Below are 26,279 nucleotides of genomic sequence, written 5' to 3'. Positions count from 1 at the left end.
TCAGGCATCGCGAACCCAGAGGCCGATCGGCAGGGGCCTGGCGGGCGCCTGTTCGCGGAGCCGTCCCGCGTCGCAAACCTTGATGCCGGCGTTTTCGGCGATCAGGTCGGCACCGGCGAGCTGACAGTAACGCCCCTGGCAGCGGCCCATTCCGACGCGCGCCAGCGATTTGACCCGGTTGGCTTCGCCCCCGCCGTAAACGACGCTCTCGCGCAACTCGCCTGCCGTCACCCCTTCGCAGCGGCAGACGACCGTCTCGTCCGGAACGGCGCGGACCATTTCGCCCGGCCAGGGAAAGGCGCGCGCGACGGCGCGGGCAAAACCTTCGTAGCGGCCCAACCGGCGCAGATCCGATCTCGCGTCCGGCGAAGGAAGACCCATATCGACAAGGCAGGCGGTCGCGGCAAGCCGACCGGCGACCTCCGCACCGTCCGCACCGAGAATTCTCAGACCATCACCGGCCAGATACAGTCCCTCGGCCGCCCTGCCCATCCGGTCGGTCCGGGGCAGCCATTGCGACCAGCTTTCGTCGTAGTCGAACGTGCAGCCTGCCAGGCCCGCGAGCTGCGTTTCGGCGCGCAGATGCCAGCCGAGGCCGACCATGTCGCATGCCGTCACATGCGCCCGGCCGCTTGCATCCCGCCAGCACAGGCCGACGGGGCCGCGTTCGTCGGTTTCGATCCGATCCAAGGTCACGCCGGCATGATAAAGCCGGCCGAGCTTTGCCCGCATCAGCAGGCCACGCAGGACCAGGCCCGGCCTTGCCAGCATGCCCGGAAGACCCGCCGCCTGGTTGCGGATGGAAGACGTGTCGAGGATCGCGGCGATTTTGGCGCCGGCTTTCAGCAACTGGGTCGCGACGAGTGTCAGTAGCGGCCCCGAACCGGCAAGAACGATCCGGCTGCCGAGGGCGACGCCCTGCGCCTTCAGGGCGATCTGTGCCGCCCCGAGGCTGTAGACACCCGGCGCCTGCCAGCCGGGGATCGGCGCCAGGCGATCCATGGCGCCGGTGGCAAGGATCAGGCGGTCGTAGGTGAAATCCCTGCGACCGGCCGGCGTCAGCGCCTGTAGAAAATCGCCGGCGATCGTCAGGACCGAACTTTGCGGATGATAGTCGATCTGTCCGGCGGCAACCATGTAGTCGAACACCGTATGGAGTGCCACGGCCTTGCGGGCTTCCGATCCATAGAGCTGTTCCGGCGGTCGTGCGAAACCGTGTGGCGGGCGTCGATAGATCTGGCCACCGGCTTTGATGCCCTCGTCGATGACGATGGGTCTGATCCCGGCCTGAACGAGACGCTCGGCGGCGCGGATACCGGCCGGGCCGGCACCGACGATCATCACTTTTTCACCGCCCGGCGCCGTCATGGCCATGTTTCCGGTGGCACAGTCCGCAATTGCATGCCCTCGGCGACCAATGTGGAACAGGCCCGCAGCCGCCCGCCGTCTTCCTGCCATAGCCAGCAGTCCTGGCAGGCTCCCATCAGACAGAAGCCGGCCCGTTTCTCTCGGCCGAATTCCGACTGCCGCACGGCAGGCGCGCAGACCAGGACGGCGGTGAGCACCGTGTCGCCGGCCAGTGCCTGGCAATCGGCGCCATCCAGCCGGAACCGAACCTGCGGCCTGCCCTTTTCGGCAAGGCGCACAATTCGGCCCCCGAGATCGGCAGGCTGCAATTCCGATGTCATTCAGCAGCCTCTTTCCGAGCCTCGGCGGGGCTTGGCATGTTCGTGAAACGTGCGCGCACATCCGCGAACGCGGCGGCCACGCCTTCGGCTCCGACCCGCCCCTTCATCCGACGGAAGATCTCCGTCTTGGTGAAGAAGCGCCAATGTATGGGAAGGCCCTGCAGCAGGTCGGTCAGCAGGTCGTAGGCCTGCGGCGTCCATTGCGCCTCGTAGCCCTCGCGCTCGGGGCCATAGTGAAAGTATCGCGTCGGCGCGGTCCGAGCGGCTCTCACCTTTTCGGTTTCGGCCTCGTCCACGATGCCGCCGCGGATGACGACGCCATAGTCACGCTCGGCAGCCTCGGAAGAAACATAACCGCGTGCGACGTCCTGCGCCACGCGCCAGGTCTCGCGTGCGACAGGGTTGCCGCGCCCGCCGCCGCCGGCTGAGCGGATCTCCAGGACATCGCCGGGCTGCAGAACCGCGGTATCGATATTGCCGAGCCGCTGGAAGTCGTCACGGCCCGGGTTCAGCACCATGTCGGACAGGCCGGCAGCCCTGCCGCCCAGCGTGCCCCAGGGCCGGAAGAAGCTGCGGTCGCGGTTGCGCGCGGTGATACGGCTGCCGGGGGAAAAGACCCGGAAGGCCATTTCGGTCGCGAGCCCGCCGCGCCAGCGTCCGGCGCCACCGCTGTCCCTTGCCAGGCCATATTTGACGAACTCGATCGGCACTTCCGTCTCGGTGATCTCGATCGGCGTATTCTTGAGATAGGCGGCATCGGCGCCGGAGCCGTTGGTGCCATCGCGGTGGGGCATGCCGCCGCCGCCGCCGACCACCGGATTGACGGCAGCGATCACCGTGCGGCCGTTCCGTTCGTCGGTTGTCATGACGTTGACGATGCAATTGTTGCCGGCCGGTGCGGCCGGCAGCTTTTCAGGCACGGCCTGGCAGAAGGCGCCGAATATGACGGAGCGCAGCCGCGCGCAGGTCAGCGAGCGCATGCCGACGGCAGCCGGCGCGATCGGATTGAGCACGCTGCCCTTTGGCGTGATGCAGGTGAACGGTCTCGTTAGGCCGGTATTGAGGAGGATCTTCGGGTTCAGCGTGTAAAGTACGTAATAGACACCGACCAGAAGCATCGTATGGCGTGGGTCGCCGCCCGAGGGCACGTTGAGCGACGAGCCGAGCTGCGGGTCGGAACCGGTGAAGTCGAGGATCGCCTCGTCGCCCCGGATCGTCAGCGTCAGCTTCAGGCGGCACGGGTTGGCTTCGACCGAATCTTCGTCGGCATAATCGACGAATTCCCAGGTCCCGTCCGGCATCGCACGCAGAAGATCGCGGGCCTGCGCTTCGGCATGGTCGAGCAGGACCTCGGTGCCCTCTAGAAAGGCTTCAATGCCGAATTTCTCGACCATGGCGAGGATCTTGCGCTCGCCCGTGTTGAGCGCCCCAACCAGGGCTTTCATGTCGCCTATATTGAGATCGGGCTTGCGGACATTGGTGGTCATGATCTTCAGAATGTCTTCGTCGAAAACACCTTCATTGACCAGTTTCATCGGCGGGAAGCGGATGCCCTCCTGATGGATTTCCGTCAACGCTCGCGACAGGGAGGCCGGCACCGCGCCGCCCATGTCGGTGTTGTGGATATGACCGCCGGTCCAGGCGATGATCTCGCCATCGTAGAAGACCGGTTTCCACAGATGGGTGTCCGGCGCGTGCGTCGCCACGAAGCAGGAATAGGGATCGTTGGTGAATGCCACGTCGCCGGGCTTGTAATCGTCGATCATCGCGATCGCGCGGGTATAGGTAAGGCCCGGATACCAGGTCGCTCCCAATCCCATCGGCACGCCGAACGTCTCGCCTTTGCGGTTGACCAGCATGACCGTGAAGTCTTCCGTCTCCTTGACGAAAGCGGAATGCGCGGTCCGCTGCAGCGTATAGGCCATGTTTTCGGCAGCAGCGCGGGTGTGATTGGCAAACACCTGAAGGTTCAAGGGATCGAACATGGGCCGTTACTCCGAAAAGGTGAGATGCAGATTCAGTTGGCGATCGACCTCGACATGGGCGCCGCTCGGGATTGCAAAGGTCGTATCTTCCTGAGCAACGACCGCCGGGCCGGCGAAGCGGCTGCCGGGACGCAGGCGATCACGCCGATAGAGGCCGATCCATTCGAAACTCTTGCCGGTAAAGACCGGGATCTCGCGCTCTGGAATAGCCGCCTCACCGTCTTCGCGGGCATTGACCGGGATTTCCAGTGCCGGGCCGGCACCGATGGCCGAGAGCCGCAGGTTGACGATCTCGATCGCTCCGTCGGGATCATGGAAATCGTAGAGTCTTTCGTGCATGGCATGAAAGGCTTCCTCGATCGAACCGAGCTTGCCCTCTGCGATCCAGGCTGGCTGGATCGGCACTTCGATCTCGAAGCTTTGGCCGACATAACGCATGTCGGCGGAGACATTGAGCGTCGCGGCGCCGGCATGCCCCTGCTTGGCGAGCCAGTTGCGCCCCTCGACGGCAAGCGCGTCCAGCGCCTCGCGCATTTGCGGTGCCGCCTGGTCGGAGAGATGGGTAAACACGGTGCGGATGAAGTCACCGCGCAGATCTGCCACCAGACCTCCGAGCGCCGAGACGACACCCGGGCGCGTTGCGCCGATCACCTTCGCCATATGAAATTCGCGGGCGAGGAAGGCGCCGAGCATCGGGCCGCCGCCGCCGAACGGCATCAGCGTGAATTCCCTGAGATCGACGCCGGCGCGCGATGCGAGTTTCTCGACCTCCACGAACATTTCCGAGATGGCGACGTCGAGGATGGCCTGGGCCGCCTCCTCCGCGGTCCGTCCGATCTTTTCAGCGAGCCGCGTGACGGCCGCGCGGGCAAGGCCGACGTCGATCTGTAGCTGCCCGTAGGCCATCTGGCTGTGACCGAGCCAGCCGCAGACGGCCATGGCGTCGGTCACGGTCGCCTGCTCCCCGCCGCGTCCGTAACAGGCCGGTCCGGGCGTCGAGCCGGCCGATTCCGGCCCGACCCGCAACACGCCCTGCGCATCGACGCTGGCGATCGAGCCGCCGCCGATGCCGATCGAGCTGACCGACACGGACGGGATATGCAACGGGAACTCGCCGACCAGTTCGCCGGTGCCGAATTGCGGTTCGCCGTCGATGATCAGTGCAAAGTCGGCCGAGGTGCCGCCGATATCGAGGGTAAGGATATGCTTCTCGCCGGCACGGCGGGCGAGCCAGGCGGCGCCTATGACACCTGAGGCGGTACCCGACAACAGCATCTGCACACAGGACCGTTTGCCTTCGTCGGCATTCATCACGCCGCCGTTCGACTTGGTCAGCAGCGCCGGCGCCGTGACGCCACGCGACAACAGCTTTTCCTCGAGTGCGGTCAGATAACCGGAGACACGCGGATGGACGTAACCGTTGAGGATAGCGGTGGTGGTCCGCTCGTATTCGCGGATCACCGGCCAGACCTCGGATGACGTGAAGACGAAGAGTTCCGGGGCGAGCCTTGCGATTTCCTGCCTGACCGCCACCTCATGGATGTCGGTGCGCCACGAATGCAGGAAGGAGACGATGATGCCGGCGGCGCCATTGGCCTTCGCCTTTGCGACCGCTGCCACGACCGCCTCCAGATCCGGCGCCTCGATCTCGCTGCCATCCGCCCGCAAGCGAGCGGGAATGCCGAAGATCATGTCGCGGGCAATGAGCTGGTCCGGCCGGGAGCAGAACAGGGAATAGACGTCCGGCATCCGCAACCGAGCCAGCTCGATGACGTCTTCGAAACCGGCATTGGTCATCAGCGCCAGCGACACCCCGCGACGCTGGATCACGGTGTTGATGCCGACGGTCGTTCCATGGACAAAACGGCTGACGGCTGCCGGTTCGAGCCCTTCCCGTTCGGCCAGAAGCGATAGTCCCGTCATCAGTTCCGCACCCGGATTGTCCGGTGTCGTCAGAACCTTGAGCGAGGCAACCCGGCCGGATCGCGTTTCCAGTGCACAGAAGTCGATGAAGGTCCCGCCGATATCGACGCCGATCTTCCAGTCCTGCTGATCGCTGGTTCCTTTGCCTGGCGCGGCCGCACTGTCCATGTCGCTCAATCCTTTCCTGCTGCTTGTCATGAAGCTGGCACGAATTGGCAAAGGCGGTCCAAGAGCGAAAAAGCCGCTGCCCATAAGTGCCGCTTATGCCTCGCCAGGGGGGCGTCCCATAGGTCCGGCTTATGGGATGATGAAAACCTCGACTTTGACACCGGTCGCCCGCACCGGAATGGTGGCGATGATGAAAGACATTGCGGAAACGGCCTTATGGATGTGATCGTGCTGGGTGGTGGCCTGATGGGGGCCGCATCGACCTATTTTCTCGCCCGGCGCGGGGTGCGCGTGACGCTCATCGAGCGAAACCGGGTGGGCAGCGGCGCGACGGTCGCTTCATTCGGCAATATCCGCCGCAGCGGCCGCCACCTGCCGCAACTTCCCCTCGCCCGACGATCCCTGACGCTTTGGGGCAAGGCGGCGGAGATGCTGGATCGGGACGTCGAGTTTCGGGCGACCGGCCATGTCCGGCTGGTGTTCAGCCAGGCGGGTCTCGAGGAAATGCGCAGTTTCGCGACAGCCGCCAGACCTTGGGGTCTCAACCTCGAGGAACTTACCGCGACGGAACTCCGTGCACGTTTTCCGGGGCTCGGACCCGAGGCGATCGCCGCCTCCTTTTCTCCGGAGGATGGAAGTGGCAATCCGCGCCTGATCGCCCCGGCTTTCGCCGGTGCCGCGCGACGTATCGGTGCCGAGATCGTCGAGAACGTGGAGGTGAAAGCGATCCGGCGAAGCGCCTATGGCTTCGAGGTAGAAACCTCGAACGGCGTCCATGCCGCTGCTTGCCTCCTTAACACCGCCGGCGCCTGGGGCGCCCGGATTTCCGCGCAGTTCGGGGAAGCCGTCCCGATCGTGGCGAAGGGGCCGCAGATGGGGGTAACCGAGCCGCTGCCGCATCGCATCCTGCCGGTTGTCGGCGTCTGGGGCCATGACCACGGCGGCGGTTACCTGCGCCAGGTGGAGCGCGGAAACATCGTCTTCGGTGGCGGAGCGGAACGTACCGATGTTTCGCTCGACACAGGCCATGCCAGGGCCGACCCCGCCCGGCTTCCCGGCCAGTTGCGTGCCCTGCTGCCGATCCTGCCGGCGCTCGCCAATGTCTCGGTGATCCGCACCTGGTCCGGCTGCGAAGGTTATGTCGGCGACGGCCTTCCGATTATGGGACGGTCGGCGACGACGCCGGGGCTGTTCCATGCCTTCGGTTTTTGCGGCCACGGCTTCCAGCTCGGCCCCGGCGTCGGCGACGTGATGGCGGAATTGATCTCGACCGGCGCGACCGAGACGCCCATCCATGACTTCCGGATAGAGCGATTTCACGGCCAGGCGTGAAGAGCGTTCTGGCTTGACGCATCGACCGGGCTGAAGCGGCGCAGATCGAGGCGGTAGCGCGCGGGGGATTGGCCCTGCAGCGACTTGAAAAACCGGCTGAACTGAGCGGCACCGGCAAAACCGAGGACACCGGCGACCTGCCCCAGCGACAGGGGCGAGCTCGCAAGATAGATGCGGGCCTCCATCAGCTGCCGTTCGCGGATGAGCCGCGCCGGCGGCCGGCCATAGGCGCGCAGGCAGATGTCGTTCAGCCGGTCGCGCGAAATGCCGAGTTCGCCGGCATAGCGGGCGACCGTCCAGTGCTTGCGAAAATGGCTTTCGACCAATGCGGTGAACTGGCTGGAAAGCGTCTTGGGGGCGCCGGGTTGGGCGCCCGCGCCATGACCGGCCGGCAGGTTGCGATGAAGGTGGACGAGCAGAATGTGCAGCAGCGATTCCACCACGGCCGCCGACATCGGGCCCGGGCGCAGGGTTTCGGCCAGTATGCCGGTAAAGCAGGCGGCGACCGCATCGCTGGCACTGTTGCCGGCACCCAGACGCATGAACGAGGACCGCTCCACCATGAAACGTAGCTGGGATGCTTCCGCCCGGCGCTGCAGGACCCGGTCGAGCGTCGAAGCTCCCAGCAGCAGATGGGTCCCCTGCGCGCCGGCACCCAATTCCAGCCGCATGCCGTCCCGCCACGGTATCCAGCCCATGACCGGACCGGACAGGGGAAGAACCAGCTCATCCCCGTCGCGCAGGGCCGCCTCGCCCTTTTCGAGGATCAGCGCCCGGAAGTTTTCCGCGTCGCCAAGACCCGCCCGGCCGAGCACGCGCGTCTGCAGCGCTGCCCGGAACCGCTCTGCGCGAACAGGTGCTTCCGGCCGCGGGGCGGGGCTGGGCGAAAGCCGTTTACGGTCGGGCATCTAAAATCCCACAACGAGGAAATACATTCCCACAGAACGTCATTTACTCTGCGGCGATGTCAATCAAAATAGGGCTCGTAACCCTGAAAAAATAACAAGACGGGCTGCGGGAGGATCAACGAACGGCCGTTTGGGAGGACGCATGTTCGTAGCTAGGGGTATCGTCGGTGGAGCGTCCGTTTCCGCGCTGGATGAGCGCAGTTACGAACGCCGCGACATGGCCACGGGAACGGTGTTGACGCAGGCCGCGGCCTTCGGTGCGACGGAAGCGGAAGCCGCCGCCGATGCTGCGGCCGGAGCCTTTCCGGCCTGGTCCGGCCTTCGACCGCAGGAGCGCTCGGCACTGCTCTTGCGGGGGGCGGACATGCTGATGGAACGCGTCGACAGTTTGTGTGCGATCGCTCACCTCGAGGTCGGCGCAACCCCCGAATGGGTCCGCTTCAATGTCGAGGTTGCCCAGGCGACCCTGCGTCAGGCTGCGAGCCTCGTCGATGCCATCCGCGACGACGAGGTGGAAGGCGGGCCGCCGGGCGTGCGCTACCGCCTGATCCGTCGGCCGGCCGGCGTGGTCCTGGGGCTTGCGCCATGGAATGCGGCGGTGGCCCTGGCCGTCCGGGCGGTTGCAGCGCCGATGGCGCTCGGCAACACGGTGGTGCTGAAGGGCTCGGAGCTTTGCCCCAAGGTGCACGAGACCGTGGCACAGATCCTGATCGACGCGGGCCTGCCGGACGGTGTGCTGAACTATGTGAGCAGCGCGCCCGAGGATGCCCATGATGTGGTCGAAGCGCTGATTGCCCATCCGGCCGTGCGGCGCGTGAATTTCACCGGTTCGACCCGGGTCGGCAGGCAGATCGCCGAGATGGCGGCGCGGCATCTCAAGCGTTGCCTGCTGGAACTCTCCGGCAAGGCATCGTCGGTCGTGCTCGCCGATGCGGATCTGGACGGAGCCGCCAGGGCGGTCGCCCACGGCGCTTTCTTCAACCAGGGCCAGGTCTGCATGTCGACGGACCGGATCATCGTCGAGGAAAGCCTGGCCGACAGCTTCATTGCGCGGCTGAAAGTGGAGGCCGACCGGCTGTGCGGCGATCCGGCCACCGGCCAGCCGCTCTACGGCCACGTCATCAGTCCGGAGGCCGCGGCGCGCCTCCACGGTCTGGTCGACGATGCCCTGGCCAAGGGTGCGGTGCTGGTCACGGGCGGAAAGAATGCCGGCACGCTGATACAGCCGACCATACTCGACCATGTCGCCTACGGCATGCGGATCTACGAGGAAGAGACCTTCGGCCCGGTGGTCGGCGTGGTTCGGGTGGCGGATGCCGACGAGGCGGTGACCGTTGCCAACGATACGGAATACGGCCTGACAGCCGCAGTCTTCGGGGTCGATCTGCCGCGCGCACGGCAAATCGCGCGGCGGATAGAAGTCGGGGCGGTGCATATCAACGGGACGACCGTCTGCGACGATCCGACGATGCCCTACGGGGGCGTGAAGGCAAGCGGTTACGGCCGCTTTGGCGGGAGGGCGGTGATCGAGGAGTTCACCGAAATCCAGTGGATGACCGAACGGGACCTGCCCGACCAGGTCGGATGAGCCCGTCACACGGACTTAGCATGCAACAACGGGAGGAGAAGAGAATGAAACGCAGGACATTTACCCGGCTGGCCGCCTTGGCGCTTGCAGCCGGCGTGGCCGGAGCTCCGGCCATGGCGCAGGAGGTTCTGAAGGTCGGCGCGGTTGCGCCCAAAACCGGTCCGCTGGCCGGCGGGGCGGCGGTCAGCTACTGGCCGAACGTCAAGCTTTGGATCAGCGACGTGAACGGTCGCGGCGGCCTGAAGGTCGGCGGCAAGACCTACAAGCTCGAAGCCATCGAATACGACGACCAGACCAATCCGGGCGAAACCATCAAGGCCGTGCAGCGTCTCGTCGACCAGGACAAGGCAAAGATCGTGCTGCCGCCCTATTCGACCGGCCTCAACCTGGCCGCAGCTCCGATCTACGCACGCTACGGCCTGCCGATGATCACCTCGACGGCGACCACCGACAAGGCCGACGCCCTATCCGCTCAGTTCCCCAACGTCTTCATCACGCTCGGCGGCGCCAAGCCGGTGGTGCAGGGTGTGGTGGACACCATGGTCAAGCTGCGCGATCGGGGCGATATCGGCAAGAAGCTCGCCATGGTCAACGTCGCGGACGCCTTCGGCATCGAACTGATGAACGAGGCCAAGCCCGCCTTCAAGAAAGCCGGCTTCGAGCTGGTTTACGAGACGTCCTATCCGCTCGGCACCCAGGACCTGTCGCCGGTCATGAAGGCCGCCAAGGCCGCCGCTCCGGATGCCTTCATTGCCTGGTCCTATCCGCCGGACACCTTCGCTTTGACCGAACAGGCAATTGTCGAAGATCTCAAGGTCGGCGCATTCTTCACCGCCGTCGCCACGGCATTCCCGGCGTATGCGGGCCGGTTCCGCACGGCGGTCGACGGTGTGCTGGGCATCGGCGGTGTCAATGCCGACGGAGAGGCCTTCAAGGCCTATGCCAAACGCCACGAAGAGGTCACGGGCGCCAAGCCGGACTATTGGGCGAGCGCCATGGTCTACTCGTCTTTCCAGGTCCTTGAAAAGTCGATTGAGGCTGTCGGCTCCTTCGACAATGCCGCCATCATCAAGCACATCAAGGCAAACAGCTTCGACACCGTGATCGGCCCGATCAAGTTCGACGGACACAACAACAACCCCTCGTTCTGGACGGTAGGCCAGTGGCAGGGCGGCGTGTTCAAGGGCGTGGCCTCGACCGGTCGCGACGGCGCTGTCGACGTGAAGAAGAAAGCTGCCTGGAAGTAAAAGCAACAGGCATTCCCGGGATCCGCAAGCCGGATCCCGGGGCATCTTTCAAGCCGGGGAATGGCATGGACATATTCATAACAGGGCTACTGCTGGGCGGAACCTATGCGCTGATCGCCATGGGCCTGAACCTGCAATACGGCATGGCCCGGATCATGAACCTCGCCAACGGCGAAATGCTGGTGGCCGGGGGGTTCGTCGCCTTTTGGTTATGGACCGGAAGCCAGATCAGCCCGCTGCTGACCGTGTTCGTCGTGGCACCGGTCGCCTTTCTGCTGAACTGGCTGATCTACCTGATTTTCCTGCGCCCGCTGGTAAAGCGCGCCAATTCGCGCGGCCAGCTGGAGGTGGATTCCATCCTCACGACCTTCGGTCTGTCCTTCGTGGCCGTCGGCCTGATGCTGGCCTTTTTTGGCGGCGATTATTTCAGCTATTCCTATCTTTCGGAGCCCGTCCATATCCTCGGCGATACCTACGGCGCCAATCGCGTCGCGGCGTTTCTGGCCGCTGTCGTCGTCTGCGGCCTGCTGTGGCTGTGGCTCAACCGCAGCCGGGCCGGCATGACGATCCGCGCCATCTCGGTTGCCCCGGAAGCCGCGCGGCTGGTCGGCATCGATGTCCGGCGCACGGCGGCGCTGGCCTTTGCGCTCGGCGGCGCGGTCACGGCCACCGGCGGCGCACTGATCTCGACCTTCCTGACGCTGGATGCCTCGACGGGCGTGATTTTCACGCTGAAGGCGCTGGTGATCGTCATCATGGGCGGTGTGGGCGACGTGCGCGGCACGATCGTTGCGGCCCTGCTGCTGGGTCTCTTGGAAACCTTCGTCGCCCGCCTGATCGATCCCGGCCTGACATTGGCAGCCGCCTACCTGCTGTTCGTCGTGATCCTGCTGTTTCGCCCTCAGGGCCTGTTCGGGAGGCCGACCACATGAGCGCTCTTTCCTCTCGCGACTGGGGCAATCTGGCGCTGTGCGCCATAGCGCTCGCCATTGCGGCCTGCCTCCCTTGGACGGCAGGCGCCTATGGCCTGAGCATCGGCGTCACCATTGCCATGTATACGGTGCTGGCCACCAGTTGGGCGCTGTTCTCCGGGCCGACCCATTACATCTCGCTCGCAAGTGCCGCGTTTTTCGGCGTCGGCACCTATGTGACCGGCATCGGCATCCAGTATCTGCCCTATTGGACCTTGCTGCCGATTGCCGGCCTCAGCGGCGCCGTCATGGCCGCCCTTGTCGGCCTGGCGACGCTGCGCCTGTCCGGCGTCTACTTCGTGATCTTCACGCTCGGGCTGGCCGAATTCGTGCGCCAGATCATCACCTGGAGCCAGAACATCTCCGGCACCAAGGGCATCTACGTGCTGACCTCGATCGGCGAGATGCACATCTACTGGCAGCTGCTGGGGCTTGCCGCACTGGTCTGGCTGCTGGGCTGGCTGATCGGCCGCTCGCGGCTGGGCTTCGCGCTCAGGATCATCGGCGACGACGAGGCGGTTGCGCGGCATTCGGGCATCGACACGGCGCGCGCCAAGATCCTGCTGTTCATGGTGCCGGGCGCGGTGGCCGCCATCACCGGCGCCATGCTCGCTCCGCGTTATGTCTATATCGAGCCGTCGCTCGCCTTCTCGCCGATGCTGTCCTTCCAGGTGGTGATCATGGCGCTCCTGGGCGGAACCGGCCGGCTGTGGGGGCCGCTCGTCGGCGTCATCCCCTTCACCTTCCTGTGGGAGGCGATCTCCGTGTCGTTCCCCAACCAGACCACCCTGCTTCTCGGCGTCTGCTTCCTCGTCATCGTCTACCTGCTGCCCAAGGGCTTTGTCGGGCTGATCGACCTGGCAGCCAGGAGAATGCGATCGGCGGAGGGCTATGTATGACTGCCCTGCTATCCCTTCGCGGCGTGACCAAGCGCTTCGGCGGTCTGGTGGCCGTCAACCGCATGGATTTCGACGTGACCGAACATCAGGTGCTGGGCCTGATTGGGCCGAACGGCTCGGGAAAATCGACCACGCTGAACCTGATTTCCGGCGCCTTTCCCGTCACCTCGGGGGCGATCAGCCTGCGGGGACAACCAATCACGCATCTTGCCGCGCAGGATATCGCGCGGCGCGGCGTGGCGCGCACCTTCCAGCTTGTGCGCCTGTTGCCCTCCATGACCGTGCTGCAAAACGTCAAGGCCGGCGCAGTCTTCGGCCATCGCCGCCATTGGGGCCATGAGGCGGATGCGGTCGCCGAGGCCATGTTGGAAAAGGTGGGTCTGGCCGGCCGGGGCCATATGATGGTGGGGCAGCTGACATATATCGACACCAAGCGCGTCGAACTGGCCCGCGTGCTCGCCGGAGAGCCGGGCGTCGTGCTGCTGGACGAATGGCTTGCCGGTCTCAACCCGACCGAACTGGAAGAGGGAATCCGCCTGATCCGCGGCCTGCGCGACGAAGGCCGGACGGTTATCCTCGTCGAACATGTGATGGATGCGATCCGCTCGCTCTGCGACCGCTGCGTCGTCATGGCCGCCGGCACCAAGATCGCCGAGGGAACCCCCGCCGAAGTCCTGTCCGACGCCGCCGTGATTCGCGCCTATCTGGGAGACGATGACGATGCTTGAGGTGAAGGGACTGTCCGTCTCCTACGGCCAGCACCGCGCGCTGGAAGGCGCATCGCTCAAAGTCGGCCGGGGCGAGATCGTGGTCATTCTGGGCGCCAATGGCGCCGGCAAATCCACCCTGCTCAAGGCCGTCTCCGGCATCTGTGAGGGCCGCGCGACCGGCACGATCACCATGCAGGGTCGCGATATACTGGGGCTTGCCGCCAACAGGATCGTCGACGAAGGCATTGCTCTCGTGCCGGAAGGCCGAGGCGTCTTCGCCGATCTCTCGGTCGCCGAAAACCTGCGGCTCGGAGCCCATGCACCCCGCGCCCGCGACGAAGAGGCCGGCAATCTGGAGCGCGTGCTGCGGCTCTTTCCCAAGCTGCAGGAGCGCAGCAGGCAGATCGTGCGAACCATGTCCGGCGGCGAGCAGCAGATGGTGGCGATCGGCCGCGCGATGATGTCGAACCCCGCTCTGCTGACACTGGACGAGCCCTCGCTCGGTCTTTCCCCCCTGCTTTGCAAGGAGCTGTTCCAGGCGTTGAAGGTGGTGCGCGACACCGGCATCGGCATCCTGCTCGTGGAGCAGAATGCCAAGCAGAGCCTGGCCATCGCCGACCGGGGTTATCTGCTGGAGAATGGCCATATCATCCATGAGGGACGGGCGCAGGACCTGCGCAACGATCCGGCGGTGCAGGCCGCCTATCTGGGCGGCGGCAAGGCCTCGGCATCGGGTCAACGGCCGGGCGCGCGTACGGCGACGCCAACTGCGCCTGGGTCCACACCCGCCCACTCCACAACTCCCACGCATGTCCCGCCACGGACATCGGGTGCGTCACCGGCCGATATCGCCGCCGCCGCTCTTGCTGCCCTGCCAACGGCGGCGCGACGGGATGCGGCCGCCCCTCACCCCGCCTCCGCTGCGCTCGGCGACCCTCTTCCTGCAAGCGGGGCGAGGGGGAACGGAAACGCCGCGGCTTCTCCCTTCTCTCCGCAGGCGGGAAGAAGGTCCCGGCAGGGGGATGAGGAACAGCCCACACCAGCCGGATCCGCTTCCATCCCTCGTCCGGTCGCATCCCCTGCCCCCGCCATGCGCGGCGCGGCGGACGCCCTGCTCGGAGGCCTGTCGCTCGGCGACATCATCGCCGAGGCGAGCCGCGCCAGCCGGGCCGAACACGCCACCGCCATGCCGTCCGCGCCGCCGCGCGGCCACACCGCCGTCCCGCCATCCTATCCGGCCTCGCCCTCCCTTGAGATGGGCAACAGCCAGGATCGACTGAAATCCGTCCTGAAAGAGATCGAGGAAGCCGCCGCCCGCGCTCGGGCATGGCGCCACGATCCCAACCGCAACTGAGGAGATTGCATTATGCTTGATGTCGTCACGTCCCCCACCCCCTCCGTCAGGGGCATGTTCATCGGCGGGCAATGGGTGCCTGCCGCCCGCACCTTCGAAGACCTCAACCCCTCCGACAACTCCGTCTATGCGCGTATTCCGGACGGCTCCGCTGCCGACATGCGCCGGGCGATCGATGCCGCCCAGGCGGCCTTCGGCGACTGGGCGGGCCGCGCCTTTCACGAACGCGCGCACCTGCTCCTGAAGATCGCCGACGTGTGGGATCAGCGCAAGGCGGACTTCTGTGCCGCGGCCATGGCCGAGGGCGGCGGCTGGAAGGGCAAAGGCATGTTCGAGGCAGGCTATGTGGCGGAGGTGTTCCGTTCTGCGGCCGCGCTCTGCTACCAGTCGATCGGCGACGTGCTGCCATCCGAACACCACAAGTTCATGATGGCCACCCGGTTTCCGCTGGGCGTGGTCGGCGTCATCAGCCCCTGGAACATGCCGGGCATCCTGACCTCGCGCGGCTTTGCCGCAGCCCTTGCCGTCGGCAATACGATCGTGCTGAAGCCTTCGGAAGACACGCCCTATTCAGGCGGCCTCTACTTTGCCGAGATCCTGGAGGAGGCCGGCGTACCGGCCGGCGTCTTCAATGTCGTCACCTGCTCGCGTGACAGCGTCGGCGCGGTGGGCGACGAGATGATCGGCAATTCCAAGGTCAAGGCGATCAGCTTCACCGGCTCCACCGCCGTCGGCCGCCAGATCGCCGCCAAATGCGGCGCCTATCTCAAGAAGGTCTGCGTCGAGCTGGGCGGCAAGGATTCGATGATCCTGCTGGAGGATGCCGACCTCGACGCCGCCGCGCGTGCCGCCAATTTCGGCAGCTTCATGCACCAGGGCCAGGTCTGCATGTCCACCGAAAAGCTGCTGGTGCACGAGAAGATCTACGAACCGTTCATGGAACGCTTCCTGGCGCGCGCCCGCAAGCTCAAGACCGGCCATACCAACGATCCCTCCAATGTCATCGGCCCGCTGGTCAACACCCGCCAGGCGCTTCGCGTCAAGGCACTGATCGACGATGCGGTGGCCAAGGGCGCCAAGGTGGAGCTCGGCGGCCGCGCCTGGGAGAATTTCGTCGAGCCGACCGTGCTTACGAACGTCAACAGCTCCATGAACATATGGCACGACGAGACCTTCGGGCCTGTGGTCGTGGTCTGCCCGTTCCGCGACGATGGCGAGGCGGCAGCGCTCAACAACGACACAGAATACGGGCTGACCGCCGCGGTGTGGTCGAAGGACGAGGCGCGAGCGCTGCGGCTGGCCGAGCGGCTGGAAACCGGCATCTGCCACATCAACTGCCAGAATATCAACGACGAGCCGCATGTGCCCTTCGGCGGCACCAAGGCCAGCGGCGTCGGGCGATATGGCGGGCGCTGGTCGCTCGACGCCTTCACCGAGCTGCGCTGGATCACGCTCGATCGCGGCGGCCGCCACTTCCCGCCGCAGTTCTGACCGGCACCGAAAGGACTTTTACCATGAGCGCTCTGGGCTGGATCATCATCATACTCATTCTTGCGGCCATCCTGATCGTGCTGGCCGCCCTGTTTTACCAGCGGGCCACCAATGAGGTGAGCCTCGTGCGCACCGGCATCGGCGGCCGCAAGGTGGTGATCGACGGCGGCACGCTGGCGATCCCCTATTTCCACGAGGTCGGACGCGTCAACATGCAGACCATCCGCATGGACGTGACGCGCACCGGCGACAGCGCCCTGATCACCAAGGACCGCATGCGCATCGATGTCGGCGCCGAGTTCTACACTTCGGTCGTTCCGGAAAAAGCCGCGGTGGTGCGGGCCTCGCAGACGCTGGGCCGGCGCACCTTCCAGGCCGATCAGCTCAAGTCCCTCGTTGACGGGATGATGGTGGATGCATTGCGCGCAGTCGCCGCCCAGATGACCATGGACGAACTGCATGAAAACCGCGGGGAGTTCGTGCGACAGGTGCATGAAGCCCTCTCGGGCACTCTTTCCAAATACGGCCTGCAACTGGACAGCGTCTCGCTGACCTCGTTCGACCAGACGCCCTTCTCGGCTCTGGACGAAAACAACGCCTTCAACGCCGTGGGCATGCGCAAGCTCGCCGAGGTGATTGCCAAGTCAAAGAAGGAGCGGGCCGAGATCGAGGGCGAGAGCCAGGTCAGCGTGCGCCGCGCCGAGGTGGATTCCAACCGCCGCAAGCTGGAAATCGAGCTGGAACAGCGTCGCGCCGAAATTCAACAGACCCAGGAGATCGAACTGCTGCTGGCACAGCAACTGACGGAAGTCGCCCGCCGCAAGGCGGAGGCCGAGACCGCGGCGGCGGAAGCCCGCATCGGCATGGAACGCGCCATCCAGTCCGCCTCTATCGCCCGCGAACAGATCATCCGCGAGGCCGAGATCAATCAGGCGCGTGCGCTGGAAATCGCCGAGCAGGATCGCTCCATCCTGATTTCGGCAAAGAGCCAGGAGGAAAGCCAGGCCAAGGCAGAGGCGGCGGACGCGCGCGCGGCCGTGATCACCGCGGAGGAAAATCTCGAGACGGTGCGCCAGGTGGCAGAGGCCGAGCGCCGCAAGCGGCTGGCGCTGCTGGCGGCCGAACAGGATGCGCAAGCGCAGGCGACACGCGTGCGCATCACTTCCGAAAGCGACCAGATCGCCGCCAAGACCCGCGGCCTGATCCGCCGGGAGGAGGCCGACACGCTGCGCATCCAGAAGAAGGCCGAGGCCGACGGCGAGGCCGCCCGGATCGAGGCGGAAAACACCCGCTCGCCGGAACTGGCGGCCATGGAGATGGAAAAGGCGCGGCTCGCCGCCCTGCCCGCTATCATCGGCGAGATGGTCAAGCCGGCCGAGAAGATCAAGGGCATCTCGATCAACCACATCACCGGCCTTGGCCGCTCAGGCGAGGCCGGCGAACGCATGCCCTCCCCCGTCGACCAGACCGTCAGCTCGATCCTCGATATGGCCGTGACCCTGCCGACCATGAAGAGGCTCGGTGATGCGCTTGGCCTGAACCTGGAAAGCCTTGTCCCCGAGGAGCCGCGCAAGAGCTGAGAAAGACGTTCAAGCCAATCGAGGGATTCGTGGGAAACGGCGTCGATCGGCCACGGGCATCTCTGATGGTGCCGTGACCGACGACCTCACACGGTGATGATATCAGGTTAACCGGTACAGAAGGTTTCGGCGATAGTCGCCGGTCATGATCCAATCCACAATCAGCTACAAGCGTCATCATATCCCGCCGTCTTTGATCGCCCATGCGGTCTGGCTGTATTTCCGATTTCCGCTGAGCCTGCGCTTGATAGAGGAAATGCTATTGGAGCGCGGCATCGTCGTTTCCCATGAGACGATCCGGTGTTGGGCGAAGAAATTCGGCCCGGACTATGCCGGTCGCTTGCGGTGCAAGCCGCCAAGCCCGGGCGACATTTGGCATCTGGACGAGGTGGTCGTGACCATCGGTGGCCGCAAGCACTGGCTCTGACGGGCCGTCGATCAGGACGGCTACGTTCTCGACGAGATCGTTCAGACCAGCCGCAGTACCAAGGCTGCCAAGCGCCTGCTGATCCGCCTGATGAAGAAGCAGGGATGTTTGCCGAAGTGTATTGTCACCGACAGGCTTGGTTCTTATGGCGCCGTGCGGCGTCAGATCATACCTGCCGGGGAGCATCGATCACATAAGGGGCTGAACAATCGCGCCGAGAACTCCCATCTTCCTTTGCGGAAGCGGGAGCCAGTGATGCAGCGGTTCCGTTCGCCGGGCGCGCTGCAACGTTTCGTCAGCATCTTTTCTGCGGTCCGAAATCTGTTTGTCCAGCACGATCCAATCGTTCCGCCTTCGCCATCCATCTGCATCGCCTTGCAGCGATTGCCCATTGGAAGGATGTTGCCGGAATTGCGACCTGATCACTCCGGAGCATCCCCGATCCGCAACTGTCAGACTTAACCTGACATCACCAGCTCGACGACGAACGGCATGTCGCCCACGCTTTGGTGATTCTGATGACCGTCGGTGGCACACCATCGATCGGTGATAACGCGGTAAGGCCAGCTTTTCCATCAACCCCAGACAAACTCGCGACCGGATGATCGACGCATCGGCTCCATCAGCAACTCATCCTAGTCACTCGCGAGAGTGCGAAGCAGCAGAATTCGGGCCAGCCAGACTTTTCTACGGATCTGGCCGGGGTCCAAACGACGGCTCGAGAATTGACAAGACATGATCCGTTGAAATACACACGTCGGATGTACATTTAGGTGGTTGAGGCATATAGTACATCCTCGTACATACAAGGAGCGCGCCATGCAGACCACTAGAGCCTTCAAGAACGGCAATTCGCAGGCCGTCCGTATCCCGGCCGAGCTGGCCTTTGATCGCACGGATGTCGAGCTGGAGATCGAACGGGTCGGTGACGAACTACGCATCCGACCCGTTCGCCAGTCGCTCGCCGGCGTTCTGGACGTCTTCGCCCGTTTTTCGCCAACCTTCCTGCAGGACGGCAGGGAAGACCATGAGCAGGCCGAGCGGGATCAGATCTGATGCCGCGCTACATGCTCGATACCAATATGTGCATCTACCTGATGAAGAACCAGCCGGAACAAGTGGCTCGCCGCTTTGCCGGTTGTTATGTGGGCGATGTGGTCATATCAGCCATTACCTTCGCGGAGCTGGACTATGGCGTTTCCGCGTCGGATGATCCGGAGCGCGAGCGCGCCAACCTCGATGCACTGTCCATGCTGATTACGGTGGAACCTTTCGACATGATCGCGGCGCGTGCCTATGGGCCGGTTCGCATGGCGACGCGAGAGCGGAAAAGAGACCATTTGGACAAGTTGATCGCCTCGCATGCAATCGCGCTGAACACCATTCTGGTTACGAACAATGTGCGAGACTTTGCGGCGTATCCCGGGCTGAACACCGAGAACTGGCTAGATGCCTGAAGCGTAACACCACCCTAGTCGCGGTTCTGAGGAATCGAGATCTGATCCGGTCCGCTTCCTTGAGGCGATCGCGCCAGCCGAGCCATGGCGGCCCGGATCAGATCGTCGAGTGATTCAGTGCGATACCCGATTGCCGCTCCACGGAGTGTCAAGCGAAGTGAAGATTTGCGGGGGCCAGTTTCTCATTTCGCCTGACACCGAGGTCTGCCAGCGGTTCTGGTCCTGGGAGGCGGGGCGCCACAAACGACAAAACCGCCCCTGTCAGACAGAGGCGGTAATTGAGTTATGTTTGAACGATGATATCAGGTTAACCGGTACAGAAGGTTTCGGCGGTAGTCGCCGATCATGATCCAATCCACAATCAGCTACAAGCGTCATCATATCCCGCCGTCTTTGATCGCCCATGCGGTCTGGCTGTATTTCCGATTTCCGCTGAGCCTGCGCTTGATAGAGGAAATGCTATTGGAGCGCGGCATCGTCGTTTCCCATGAGACGATCCGGTGTTGGGCGAAGAAATTCGGCCCGGACTATGCCGGTCGCTTGCGGTGCAAGCCGCCAAGCCCGGGCGACATTTGGCATCTGGACGAGGTGGTCGTGACCATCGGTGGCCGCAAGCACTGGCTCTGACGGGCCGTCGATCAGGACGGCTACGTTCTCGACGAGATCGTTCAGACCAGCCGCAGTACCAAGGCTGCCAAGCGCCTGCTGATCCGCCTGATGAAGAAGCAGGGATGTTTGCCGAAGCGTTCTCCTGCAGGAACGTGACGACCTCTTTTTGGCTGACCGCGTCGAGGCCGGAAGTGGCGTTGCGAAGCCCGTCGCGGGGTAGAACCACCGCCTCAGGAAGCCCCTTGTAGGGCAAAGGCGAAGTGGTGCCCGTACAACCGCCGCGCTTCATCTTTGGCTCGCGCGGCGGGGAGCGATCGTCTCCACGGGCCGGCCGGTTTGCAAGGACCGCGCAATCCGCTGGATGTCGGTCGTATTGTCGCTCTTCAATTGGAACTGATTGACAAGATGCCGCAGGCGGCTCGCCTCGGAGGATAACGAAGCGACGGCGGCTGTCGACTGCTCGACCATCGCCGCGTTCTGCTGCGTCGCCTGGTCCATTTGATTGACGGCCGTATTGATTTCGGCAAGTCCGGTCGATTGCTCGCGCGCCGAGGTGGCAATCGCATCCATGACCTGATTGATCTGTACAACGTACTCACCGATCGACTTGAGCGACGTCCCGGTTTCGAGAACCAGTTTCACGCCATTTTCCACTTCGGTCGATGATTTCTGGATGAGCCCTTTGATTTCCTTGGCCGCTTGAGCAGCCCGCTGAGCAAGCTCGCGGACTTCCTGTGCGACGACTGCGAAACCTTTGCCCGCCTCACCGGCACGGGCGGCTTCGACACCGGCGTTGAGCGCCAAAAGGTTCGTCTGGAAGGCGATTTCATCAATTACACCGATGATGTTCGAAATCTGCTGCGAACTGTCCTCGATGCGCCGCATGGCTTTCTCGGCTTCCGATACGACCGTCGCTGACCGTTTGGCGCTGGCATTGGCTTCTAGGGCCACATTGCGTGCCTCGTCGGTACGTTTCGTCGACATCGCGACATTGGACGTAATCTCATCCAAGGCTGCAGCCGTCTCCTCGAGAGAGGCTGCCTGTTGTTCTGTGCGCTTGGAAAGGTCCTGAGCACCGGATGCAATCTCACCGGTCCCACTGTCTATGCTCTGTACGGTTTGGAGTACCGCGCCGATTGTCGTGCCCAGTTGGCGGAGCGAAGCATTAAAATCCTCGCGCAGCGCCTCGTATTCGGCCCCAAATTGCTCAGAAAGCTGAAATGAGATGTCGCCCGCCGCAAGCCGCTGCAGACCTCCGCCCAATGTCGTGGTCGCGAAGCGCAATTGTTCGGCCTCCCGTTCTGCGCGCTGCTGGGCGGCAGCGCGCGCCGCCTCCATCTCGATGCGGGATTCTGCCGCTTCATTCTCGAGCCTGACGAGGTTGAGGGCGTTGTGACGGAAAACTTCAACTGCACCGGCCATTTCACCAACTTCGTCGGCGCGCCCGGCGTAAGGAATATCGCTATCAAGGTCTCCGTCCGACAGTTGCTTCATCGCGGAGGTGATCCTTCGGATCGGATTCGCGACGCCTGAGATCGCAAACACGATGCCGGCGAGAACTATGAGCACCGCAAGCACGGCGATCGCCGCCGTCTGCAGGAAAGCGGACTTCGCGGAGGCACCGCTTGCCGCCACAAAGCCTTCAGCCTGGTTGAGGATGAACGCAACCAGATCGGTGACCCCCTTGTCCACCAGTTCGGCTTGCGACTCCATGTCCTTCTTGAATAAATGAACCGCTTCCGGTGTCTTTCCGCTCTTATGAAGTGCGACCATTTGCTCAGCCGAGGCGCGGTATTTGCTGAACTCCGGCTTGATCCGCTTGATCAGTTCCCTCCCGCGCTCAGTCCGGACGCCGTTTTCGTAGTCAGCAATAACCTTTTCGACAGCAGCGACAGCGGCGTCGATCTTTCGCTTCCCGATACTCTGCTCCTCCGCCGTATCGTCGAGGATGTAGCTGGCATAGACAAGCTTGAGATCGAGGAAATCGCCTTTTATCTCACGGGCCGTCAACAGCCGCTGTATCCAGAAGGTCCCGATCTGCTCCGCATTGGCGCTGAGTGTCGCGATCGTGCTGAGGGAGACATAGGATAAACCAATCATGAACACACTGATAATCGAAAGCTTCAGGACGAGGGCTTGCTTGATGCTTGGGCGGTTCATGCTGCGGCTCTCCAAAGGCGCTTAGGGGCGACCGGCTCGATCGTCAGGGCAAAATGTCACACCATATTGATAATTTCTAATTAACTAAAATAGATTGCCCGTCTCGCGCCCCTTCGTAACGGAAGACCGCGCCGCTGCATCCAACCCCCACCCGCATTTGCTGAATCTGCGGATATCGCCTAATTTCGCGTCAACGCAGGAGAGGCTTGAGTTGACCGATCGGGATATGCCGCCGGCCTCGTGGGTTCACCTCAGGCGGCTTAGGTCCACGGCCCGATTGCGAATGATGGCCTCCATGGCGAAAAATCCGGTCACGGTCGCCAGGTCGAAATTGGTGATGAGCTTTTGATAGAAGGCGTCGTAGCCCGAAATTCCGCGGGTGACGACCTTGATCAGATAATCCCAGTCTCCGCCTATCCGATAGAAATCGATGACTTCCGGCAGCCGGTCGACATGCTTGCGGAAATCCTCGGACCATTCCTTGGAATGGTGACGGGTCCGGATCATCACGATGACCGTCAGGTCAAAGCCCAGCATCTCGAGATCGACCTCGGCGCGGGAACCGCCCACCACGCCGCTTGACTGGAGCCGCTGCAGCCGGCGCCAGCAGGCATTTTGCGAAAGTCCCACCTGCTCGGCCAGATCCCGTTGCGAGAGTGCGGCGTTGCGCTGGAGGCAGGTCAGGATTTTCAGATCGATATGATCAAAACTGACAGATTTATCGATCATGTGACCCGCATTTCCGCTTGTTGCCTGAAAAATAGGTGAAGGTTTCAGACGGTGGTCGAGATTATAATCGCTGTCAATTGCTGTCTGGAGAACCGACGATGCGTGAACAGGCCGATCTCAATCCATCAAAGGAACTCGTCACCGTTCTTGGCAAGTTCAAAAGCAGCCTCGAAGTCGCCGATCGGATCACCGCGTTGAAAGACGGATTGATCGGTTCGAAGGCGAAGGTCGACGGGCCGTTCGGCTTGAAGGATCTCGTTTATGCCGACTACGTCGCCTCGGGACGGGCGCTCAGGCAGGTCGAGCAGTTTGTTCTCGACGAGGTCCTGCCCTATTACGCCAACAGCCATACGGAGGCCTCCTATTGCGGGGGAATGATGACCCGCTTGCGGCGTGAGGCGCGGTCGGTCATCAAAGAATGCTGCGGAGCAGACAGCCGGCATGCCGCCATTTTTGCGGGATCCGGCGCGACTGCGGGCCTCAATCGGCTCGTCAACCTGCTGGGCATTACCGATGCGATCGCTGCCGGTCGGCGGGTTTGCGTGATCGTCGGACCCTACGAGCATCATTCGAACATCCTGCCCTGGCGCGAGAGTGGCGCTGAGATTGTCGAAATTTCCGAAGGCAGCGGCGGCGGCCCGGATCTTGTCCTTCTGGACGAGGCCCTTCAGGGCACCGCTGCCGACCTGACAATCTGCTCGTTTTCGGCCGCATCGAACATAACCGGGATCTCGACCGACGTTGCCGCCGTCACCAGGCTTGCGAAACAGGCGGGCGCCAAGATCGTCTGGGACTATGCCGGCGCCGGCCCCTACATGCCGATCTCGATGACGCCGGAGCAAGGCGCCGAGATCGACGCGATCGTGGTATCGCCGCACAAGTTCCTCGGCGGACCGGGCGCCTCCGGCGTCCTGATCGTGCGGCATGACGCCGTCGTCACCAACAAGCCGTCCTGGCCGGGCGGCGGCACCGTCAAATTCGTATCGCCCACCTGCCACGATTACAGCGACAGCCTGGAAGCCCGCGAAGAAGCCGGAACGCCCAACGTCGTCGGCGACATCCGGGCGGCACTGGTCTTCCTCGTCAAGCATGCGATCGGCTTGGAGGAAATCCGCCGGCTGAACGACATCTTCACGCAAAGGGCGCTCGCCGCCTGGCAGGACGTGCCGCAGATCGAACTTCTGGGCTCCGCCGCGATGGCGCGGCTGCCGATATTCTCGTTTCGCATCAGGGACGGCCAGGGCGGCTACGTTCATCAGCAATTGGTCACCCGCATGCTCAGCGACCGGTTCGGCATTCAGGCCCGCGGGGGCTGCGCCTGCGCAGGTCCGTATGTGCACCGGCTGCTGTCGATCGATCCCGAGACGTCGGAGCGGATCAGGCAGGCAATCCTGAGCGGCAACGAGATCGAGAAGCCGGGCTTCACACGGCTCAATCTGAGCGTTCTGCTTTCGGACGAGAAAGTCCAGTTCATCCTTCAATCTGTCGCACAGTTGGCGCGAGATGCGGCTTCCTATACCGAGTTTTATACATTCGATCCCGCACGGGCGATCTTTTCTCCGCGCACGCCGGACCTTCGGGAGGCTCGTTATGCATAGACCTGACGTCGCCGCGTTCTTCGATCCGCGTACCTGTTCGATCCAGTACGTGGTGAGCGACCCGCAAACCAGGGCCTGCGCCGTCATCGATCCGGTTCTCGATTTCGATGAGAAGTCGGGTTCGACGGCGACCCATAACGCTGATGCCCTGCTGGACCATGTCCGCCGGCACGACCTGCGCCTGCAGTGGATCCTCGACACTCATCCGCATGCCGACCATTTTTCCGCGGCCGCCTACCTGAAAGGCGTGACCGGCGCGCCGATGGCCATCGGCGCTCACGTGATCGATGTCCAGAAAATCTGGGCGCAGATCTACAATTGGACAAACCTGCCTGTCGACGGCAGCCAGTGGGACCGCCTGTTCTCCGATGGAGAAACGTTTTCCATCGGCGAGATCGAGGTCGACGTCATGCATTCGCCCGGCCATACGCTTGCGTCGATCACCTATGTCGCCGGCGACGCAGCATTCGTGCATGACACGCTGTTCATGCCGGACGGCGGCACGGCCCGCACGGATTTTCCCGGCGGCAGCGCAAGTGCGCTGTGGTCCAGCATTCAGGCCATCCTGGCACTGCCGGGAGATACGCGGATTTTCGTCGGACACGACTATCAGCCCGGCGGCCGGCAGCCGCAGTGGGAAAGCACGGTGGAGCGCCAGAGAACGGAGAACATCCATCTCAAGCAGTCTTCCGACAAGGACGCGTTCGTCGCCATCCGCGAAAAGCGGGATCGCACCCTGCCGATGCCGAAACTGATCCTGCACGCGCTGCAGATCAACATCAATGGCGGCCGGCTTCCGGAACCGGAAGCCAACGGCATGCGATACCTGAAGCTGCCCATCGGTGCGTTTCAAGGCTGCGCCTGGTCCTGAGTACAGGACGATCCGTCTGAGTGCCAGCGGTACGGTTGGCAGCGAGTTCAGGTGGGATAGACCGGGAGAGTGCGGTTTCTGGCAAAATTGGCTAGAGAAACCGCACGATGTGTCGACCGAAAATTTATCGTTTTGGAAGGCTCCGCCGCCTCCGCGGAGGCCACATCGCAATCCGTCGATGCCTTTGGATCCGATCTCATCCTGGAAAGGCACTATGCGGATGAAATTTCGATTCGTCGAACTATCGCTAACCCAAACGTCATAATGATTTGTGGCAGTTCCAACCTCGATCGTCCCAAGCGAGTTTAACCACCCCTCCCCTGCCCGCCGCCGTTTAAAATGAGTCCGGAAGATCCTGCGGCATCCAGGGATCCGCACGCGGCGATAGCGGACCTAAAGACTTGGCGACGTTTCATTCGGGCGCTTCACCCATGCGAGCACCGACGCGGTCGCTTGCCCAAACGGAGACTGCTATCCCTGGCGCGAGAGCCGTCCCGCCGTCCCTTGACGACCAAAGTGGTGTTTCTGGACCTCAGTTCGCAGATCGAGCCCGTTGCTTAAAATCGCCGGCGCTCATCTCGTCC

Annotated in this window: 21 protein-coding genes and 2 pseudogenes; 16 read left to right on the top strand and 7 right to left on the bottom strand. The window is 63.5% G+C overall.

Annotated elements, in window-relative coordinates; all coding sequences use genetic code 11:
* From C5J24_RS24025 to C5J24_RS24010, 4 genes are read right to left on the bottom strand one after another with little or no spacing between them, the layout of a single operon-like run.
* Positions 1–1,368 carry an NAD(P)/FAD-dependent oxidoreductase gene (locus C5J24_RS24025; protein ID WP_105421492.1) on the bottom strand — a complete coding sequence of 456 codons (1,368 nt, stop codon included), beginning with the start codon at positions 1,366–1,368 and terminating at the stop codon, positions 1–3.
* Complete coding sequence (locus C5J24_RS24020) at positions 1,365–1,688, bottom strand: (2Fe-2S)-binding protein (RefSeq protein ID WP_105421490.1); 324 nt, start codon at positions 1,686–1,688, stop codon at positions 1,365–1,367. The genes C5J24_RS24025 and C5J24_RS24020 overlap by 4 nt, the downstream gene beginning before the upstream one ends.
* On the bottom strand, positions 1,685–3,673 hold the full coding sequence (locus C5J24_RS24015; protein WP_105421488.1) for a hydantoinase B/oxoprolinase family protein: 1,989 nt from the start codon (positions 3,671–3,673) through the stop codon (positions 1,685–1,687). Before C5J24_RS24015 ends, C5J24_RS24020 begins: the two co-directional genes overlap by 4 nt.
* 6 nt (positions 3,674–3,679) lie before the next feature.
* The gene (locus C5J24_RS24010) at positions 3,680–5,764 is read right to left on the bottom strand and encodes a hydantoinase/oxoprolinase family protein (protein ID WP_105421486.1); all 2,085 of its coding nucleotides are present in this window, start codon (positions 5,762–5,764) and stop codon (positions 3,680–3,682) included.
* Between C5J24_RS24010 and C5J24_RS32055 the strand changes: the two genes are divergently transcribed.
* Positions 5,763–5,990 (top strand): hypothetical protein, encoded by a 228-nt coding sequence (locus C5J24_RS32055; protein ID WP_172724122.1) that lies wholly within the window; start codon positions 5,763–5,765, stop codon positions 5,988–5,990. The genes C5J24_RS24010 and C5J24_RS32055 overlap by 2 nt on opposite strands.
* A complete protein-coding gene (locus tag C5J24_RS24005; RefSeq protein WP_105421484.1) occupies positions 5,981–7,096 on the top strand; it encodes an FAD-binding oxidoreductase in 1,116 nt (371 codons plus the stop codon). Before C5J24_RS32055 ends, C5J24_RS24005 begins: the two co-directional genes overlap by 10 nt.
* Here the strand turns inward: C5J24_RS24005 and C5J24_RS24000 are convergent.
* Complete coding sequence (locus C5J24_RS24000; RefSeq protein WP_105421482.1) at positions 7,081–8,004, bottom strand: helix-turn-helix domain-containing protein; 924 nt, start codon at positions 8,002–8,004, stop codon at positions 7,081–7,083. The genes C5J24_RS24005 and C5J24_RS24000 overlap by 16 nt on opposite strands.
* A gap of 142 nt (positions 8,005–8,146) precedes the next feature.
* Here C5J24_RS24000 and C5J24_RS23995 point away from each other — a divergent pair, with 142 nt between their 5' ends.
* The 12 genes and pseudogenes from C5J24_RS23995 to C5J24_RS23940 all read left to right on the top strand — a co-directional run.
* Positions 8,147–9,592, top strand: coding sequence for an aldehyde dehydrogenase family protein (locus tag C5J24_RS23995; protein ID WP_105421480.1), 1,446 nt, complete (start codon positions 8,147–8,149; stop codon positions 9,590–9,592).
* A gap of 44 nt (positions 9,593–9,636) precedes the next feature.
* Complete coding sequence (locus tag C5J24_RS23990; protein WP_105421478.1) at positions 9,637–10,839, top strand: amino acid ABC transporter substrate-binding protein; 1,203 nt, start codon at positions 9,637–9,639, stop codon at positions 10,837–10,839.
* Positions 10,840–10,904: 65 nt separating this feature from the next.
* Entirely contained in the window at positions 10,905–11,771 is an 867-nt protein-coding gene (locus C5J24_RS23985; protein ID WP_105421476.1) for a branched-chain amino acid ABC transporter permease, read from the top strand.
* Entirely contained in the window at positions 11,768–12,709 is a 942-nt protein-coding gene (locus tag C5J24_RS23980) for a branched-chain amino acid ABC transporter permease (protein WP_105421474.1), read from the top strand. Before C5J24_RS23985 ends, C5J24_RS23980 begins: the two co-directional genes overlap by 4 nt.
* Positions 12,706–13,437 (top strand): ABC transporter ATP-binding protein, encoded by a 732-nt coding sequence (locus tag C5J24_RS23975; RefSeq protein WP_046606564.1) that lies wholly within the window; start codon positions 12,706–12,708, stop codon positions 13,435–13,437. The genes C5J24_RS23980 and C5J24_RS23975 overlap by 4 nt, the downstream gene beginning before the upstream one ends.
* On the top strand, positions 13,430–14,773 hold the full coding sequence (locus tag C5J24_RS32730) for an ABC transporter ATP-binding protein (protein WP_105421472.1): 1,344 nt from the start codon (positions 13,430–13,432) through the stop codon (positions 14,771–14,773). Before C5J24_RS23975 ends, C5J24_RS32730 begins: the two co-directional genes overlap by 8 nt.
* Positions 14,774–14,785: 12 nt before the next feature.
* Positions 14,786–16,264, top strand: a complete 1,479-nt coding sequence (locus C5J24_RS23965) for an aldehyde dehydrogenase family protein (RefSeq protein WP_105401707.1) — start codon at positions 14,786–14,788, stop codon at positions 16,262–16,264.
* Between the two features lie 23 nt (positions 16,265–16,287).
* A complete protein-coding gene (locus C5J24_RS23960) occupies positions 16,288–17,844 on the top strand; it encodes a flotillin family protein (protein ID WP_105401706.1) in 1,557 nt (518 codons plus the stop codon).
* A 145-nt stretch (positions 17,845–17,989) separates the two neighbouring features.
* Positions 17,990–18,693, top strand: a pseudogene (locus C5J24_RS23955) (IS6 family transposase).
* Positions 18,694–19,090: 397 nt separating this feature from the next.
* Complete coding sequence (locus C5J24_RS23950; RefSeq protein WP_105401705.1) at positions 19,091–19,327, top strand: antitoxin; 237 nt, start codon at positions 19,091–19,093, stop codon at positions 19,325–19,327.
* Complete coding sequence (locus C5J24_RS23945; RefSeq protein ID WP_105401704.1) at positions 19,327–19,728, top strand: type II toxin-antitoxin system VapC family toxin; 402 nt, start codon at positions 19,327–19,329, stop codon at positions 19,726–19,728. The genes C5J24_RS23950 and C5J24_RS23945 overlap by 1 nt, the downstream gene beginning before the upstream one ends.
* A 345-nt stretch (positions 19,729–20,073) precedes the next feature.
* Positions 20,074–20,475, top strand: a pseudogene (locus C5J24_RS23940) (IS6 family transposase); the annotation flags it as partial.
* Positions 20,476–20,622: 147 nt separating this feature from the next.
* Here the strand turns inward: C5J24_RS23940 and C5J24_RS23935 are convergent.
* Both C5J24_RS23935 and C5J24_RS23930 read right to left on the bottom strand, forming a co-directional pair.
* The gene (locus tag C5J24_RS23935; RefSeq protein ID WP_105421470.1) at positions 20,623–22,497 is read right to left on the bottom strand and encodes a methyl-accepting chemotaxis protein; all 1,875 of its coding nucleotides are present in this window, start codon (positions 22,495–22,497) and stop codon (positions 20,623–20,625) included.
* Positions 22,498–22,743: 246 nt separating this feature from the next.
* The gene (locus C5J24_RS23930) at positions 22,744–23,226 is read right to left on the bottom strand and encodes an Lrp/AsnC family transcriptional regulator (protein ID WP_105401702.1); all 483 of its coding nucleotides are present in this window, start codon (positions 23,224–23,226) and stop codon (positions 22,744–22,746) included.
* A 98-nt stretch (positions 23,227–23,324) separates the two neighbouring features.
* Between C5J24_RS23930 and C5J24_RS23925 the strand changes: the two genes are divergently transcribed.
* Entirely contained in the window at positions 23,325–24,824 is a 1,500-nt protein-coding gene (locus C5J24_RS23925; RefSeq protein ID WP_105401701.1) for an aminotransferase class V-fold PLP-dependent enzyme, read from the top strand.
* Positions 24,817–25,695, top strand: coding sequence for an MBL fold metallo-hydrolase (locus C5J24_RS23920; RefSeq protein WP_105401700.1), 879 nt, complete (start codon positions 24,817–24,819; stop codon positions 25,693–25,695). The genes C5J24_RS23925 and C5J24_RS23920 overlap by 8 nt, the downstream gene beginning before the upstream one ends.
* Positions 25,696–26,279: the final 584 nt, after the last annotated feature.

Source organism: Neorhizobium sp. T25_27, from assembly GCF_002968565.1.
GTDB classification, from domain to species: Bacteria; Pseudomonadota; Alphaproteobacteria; order Rhizobiales; family Rhizobiaceae; genus Neorhizobium; species Neorhizobium tomejilense.
The sequence above is the reverse complement of the archived record's forward strand: the minus strand, read 5'-3'. Positions and strand labels throughout refer to the sequence as shown.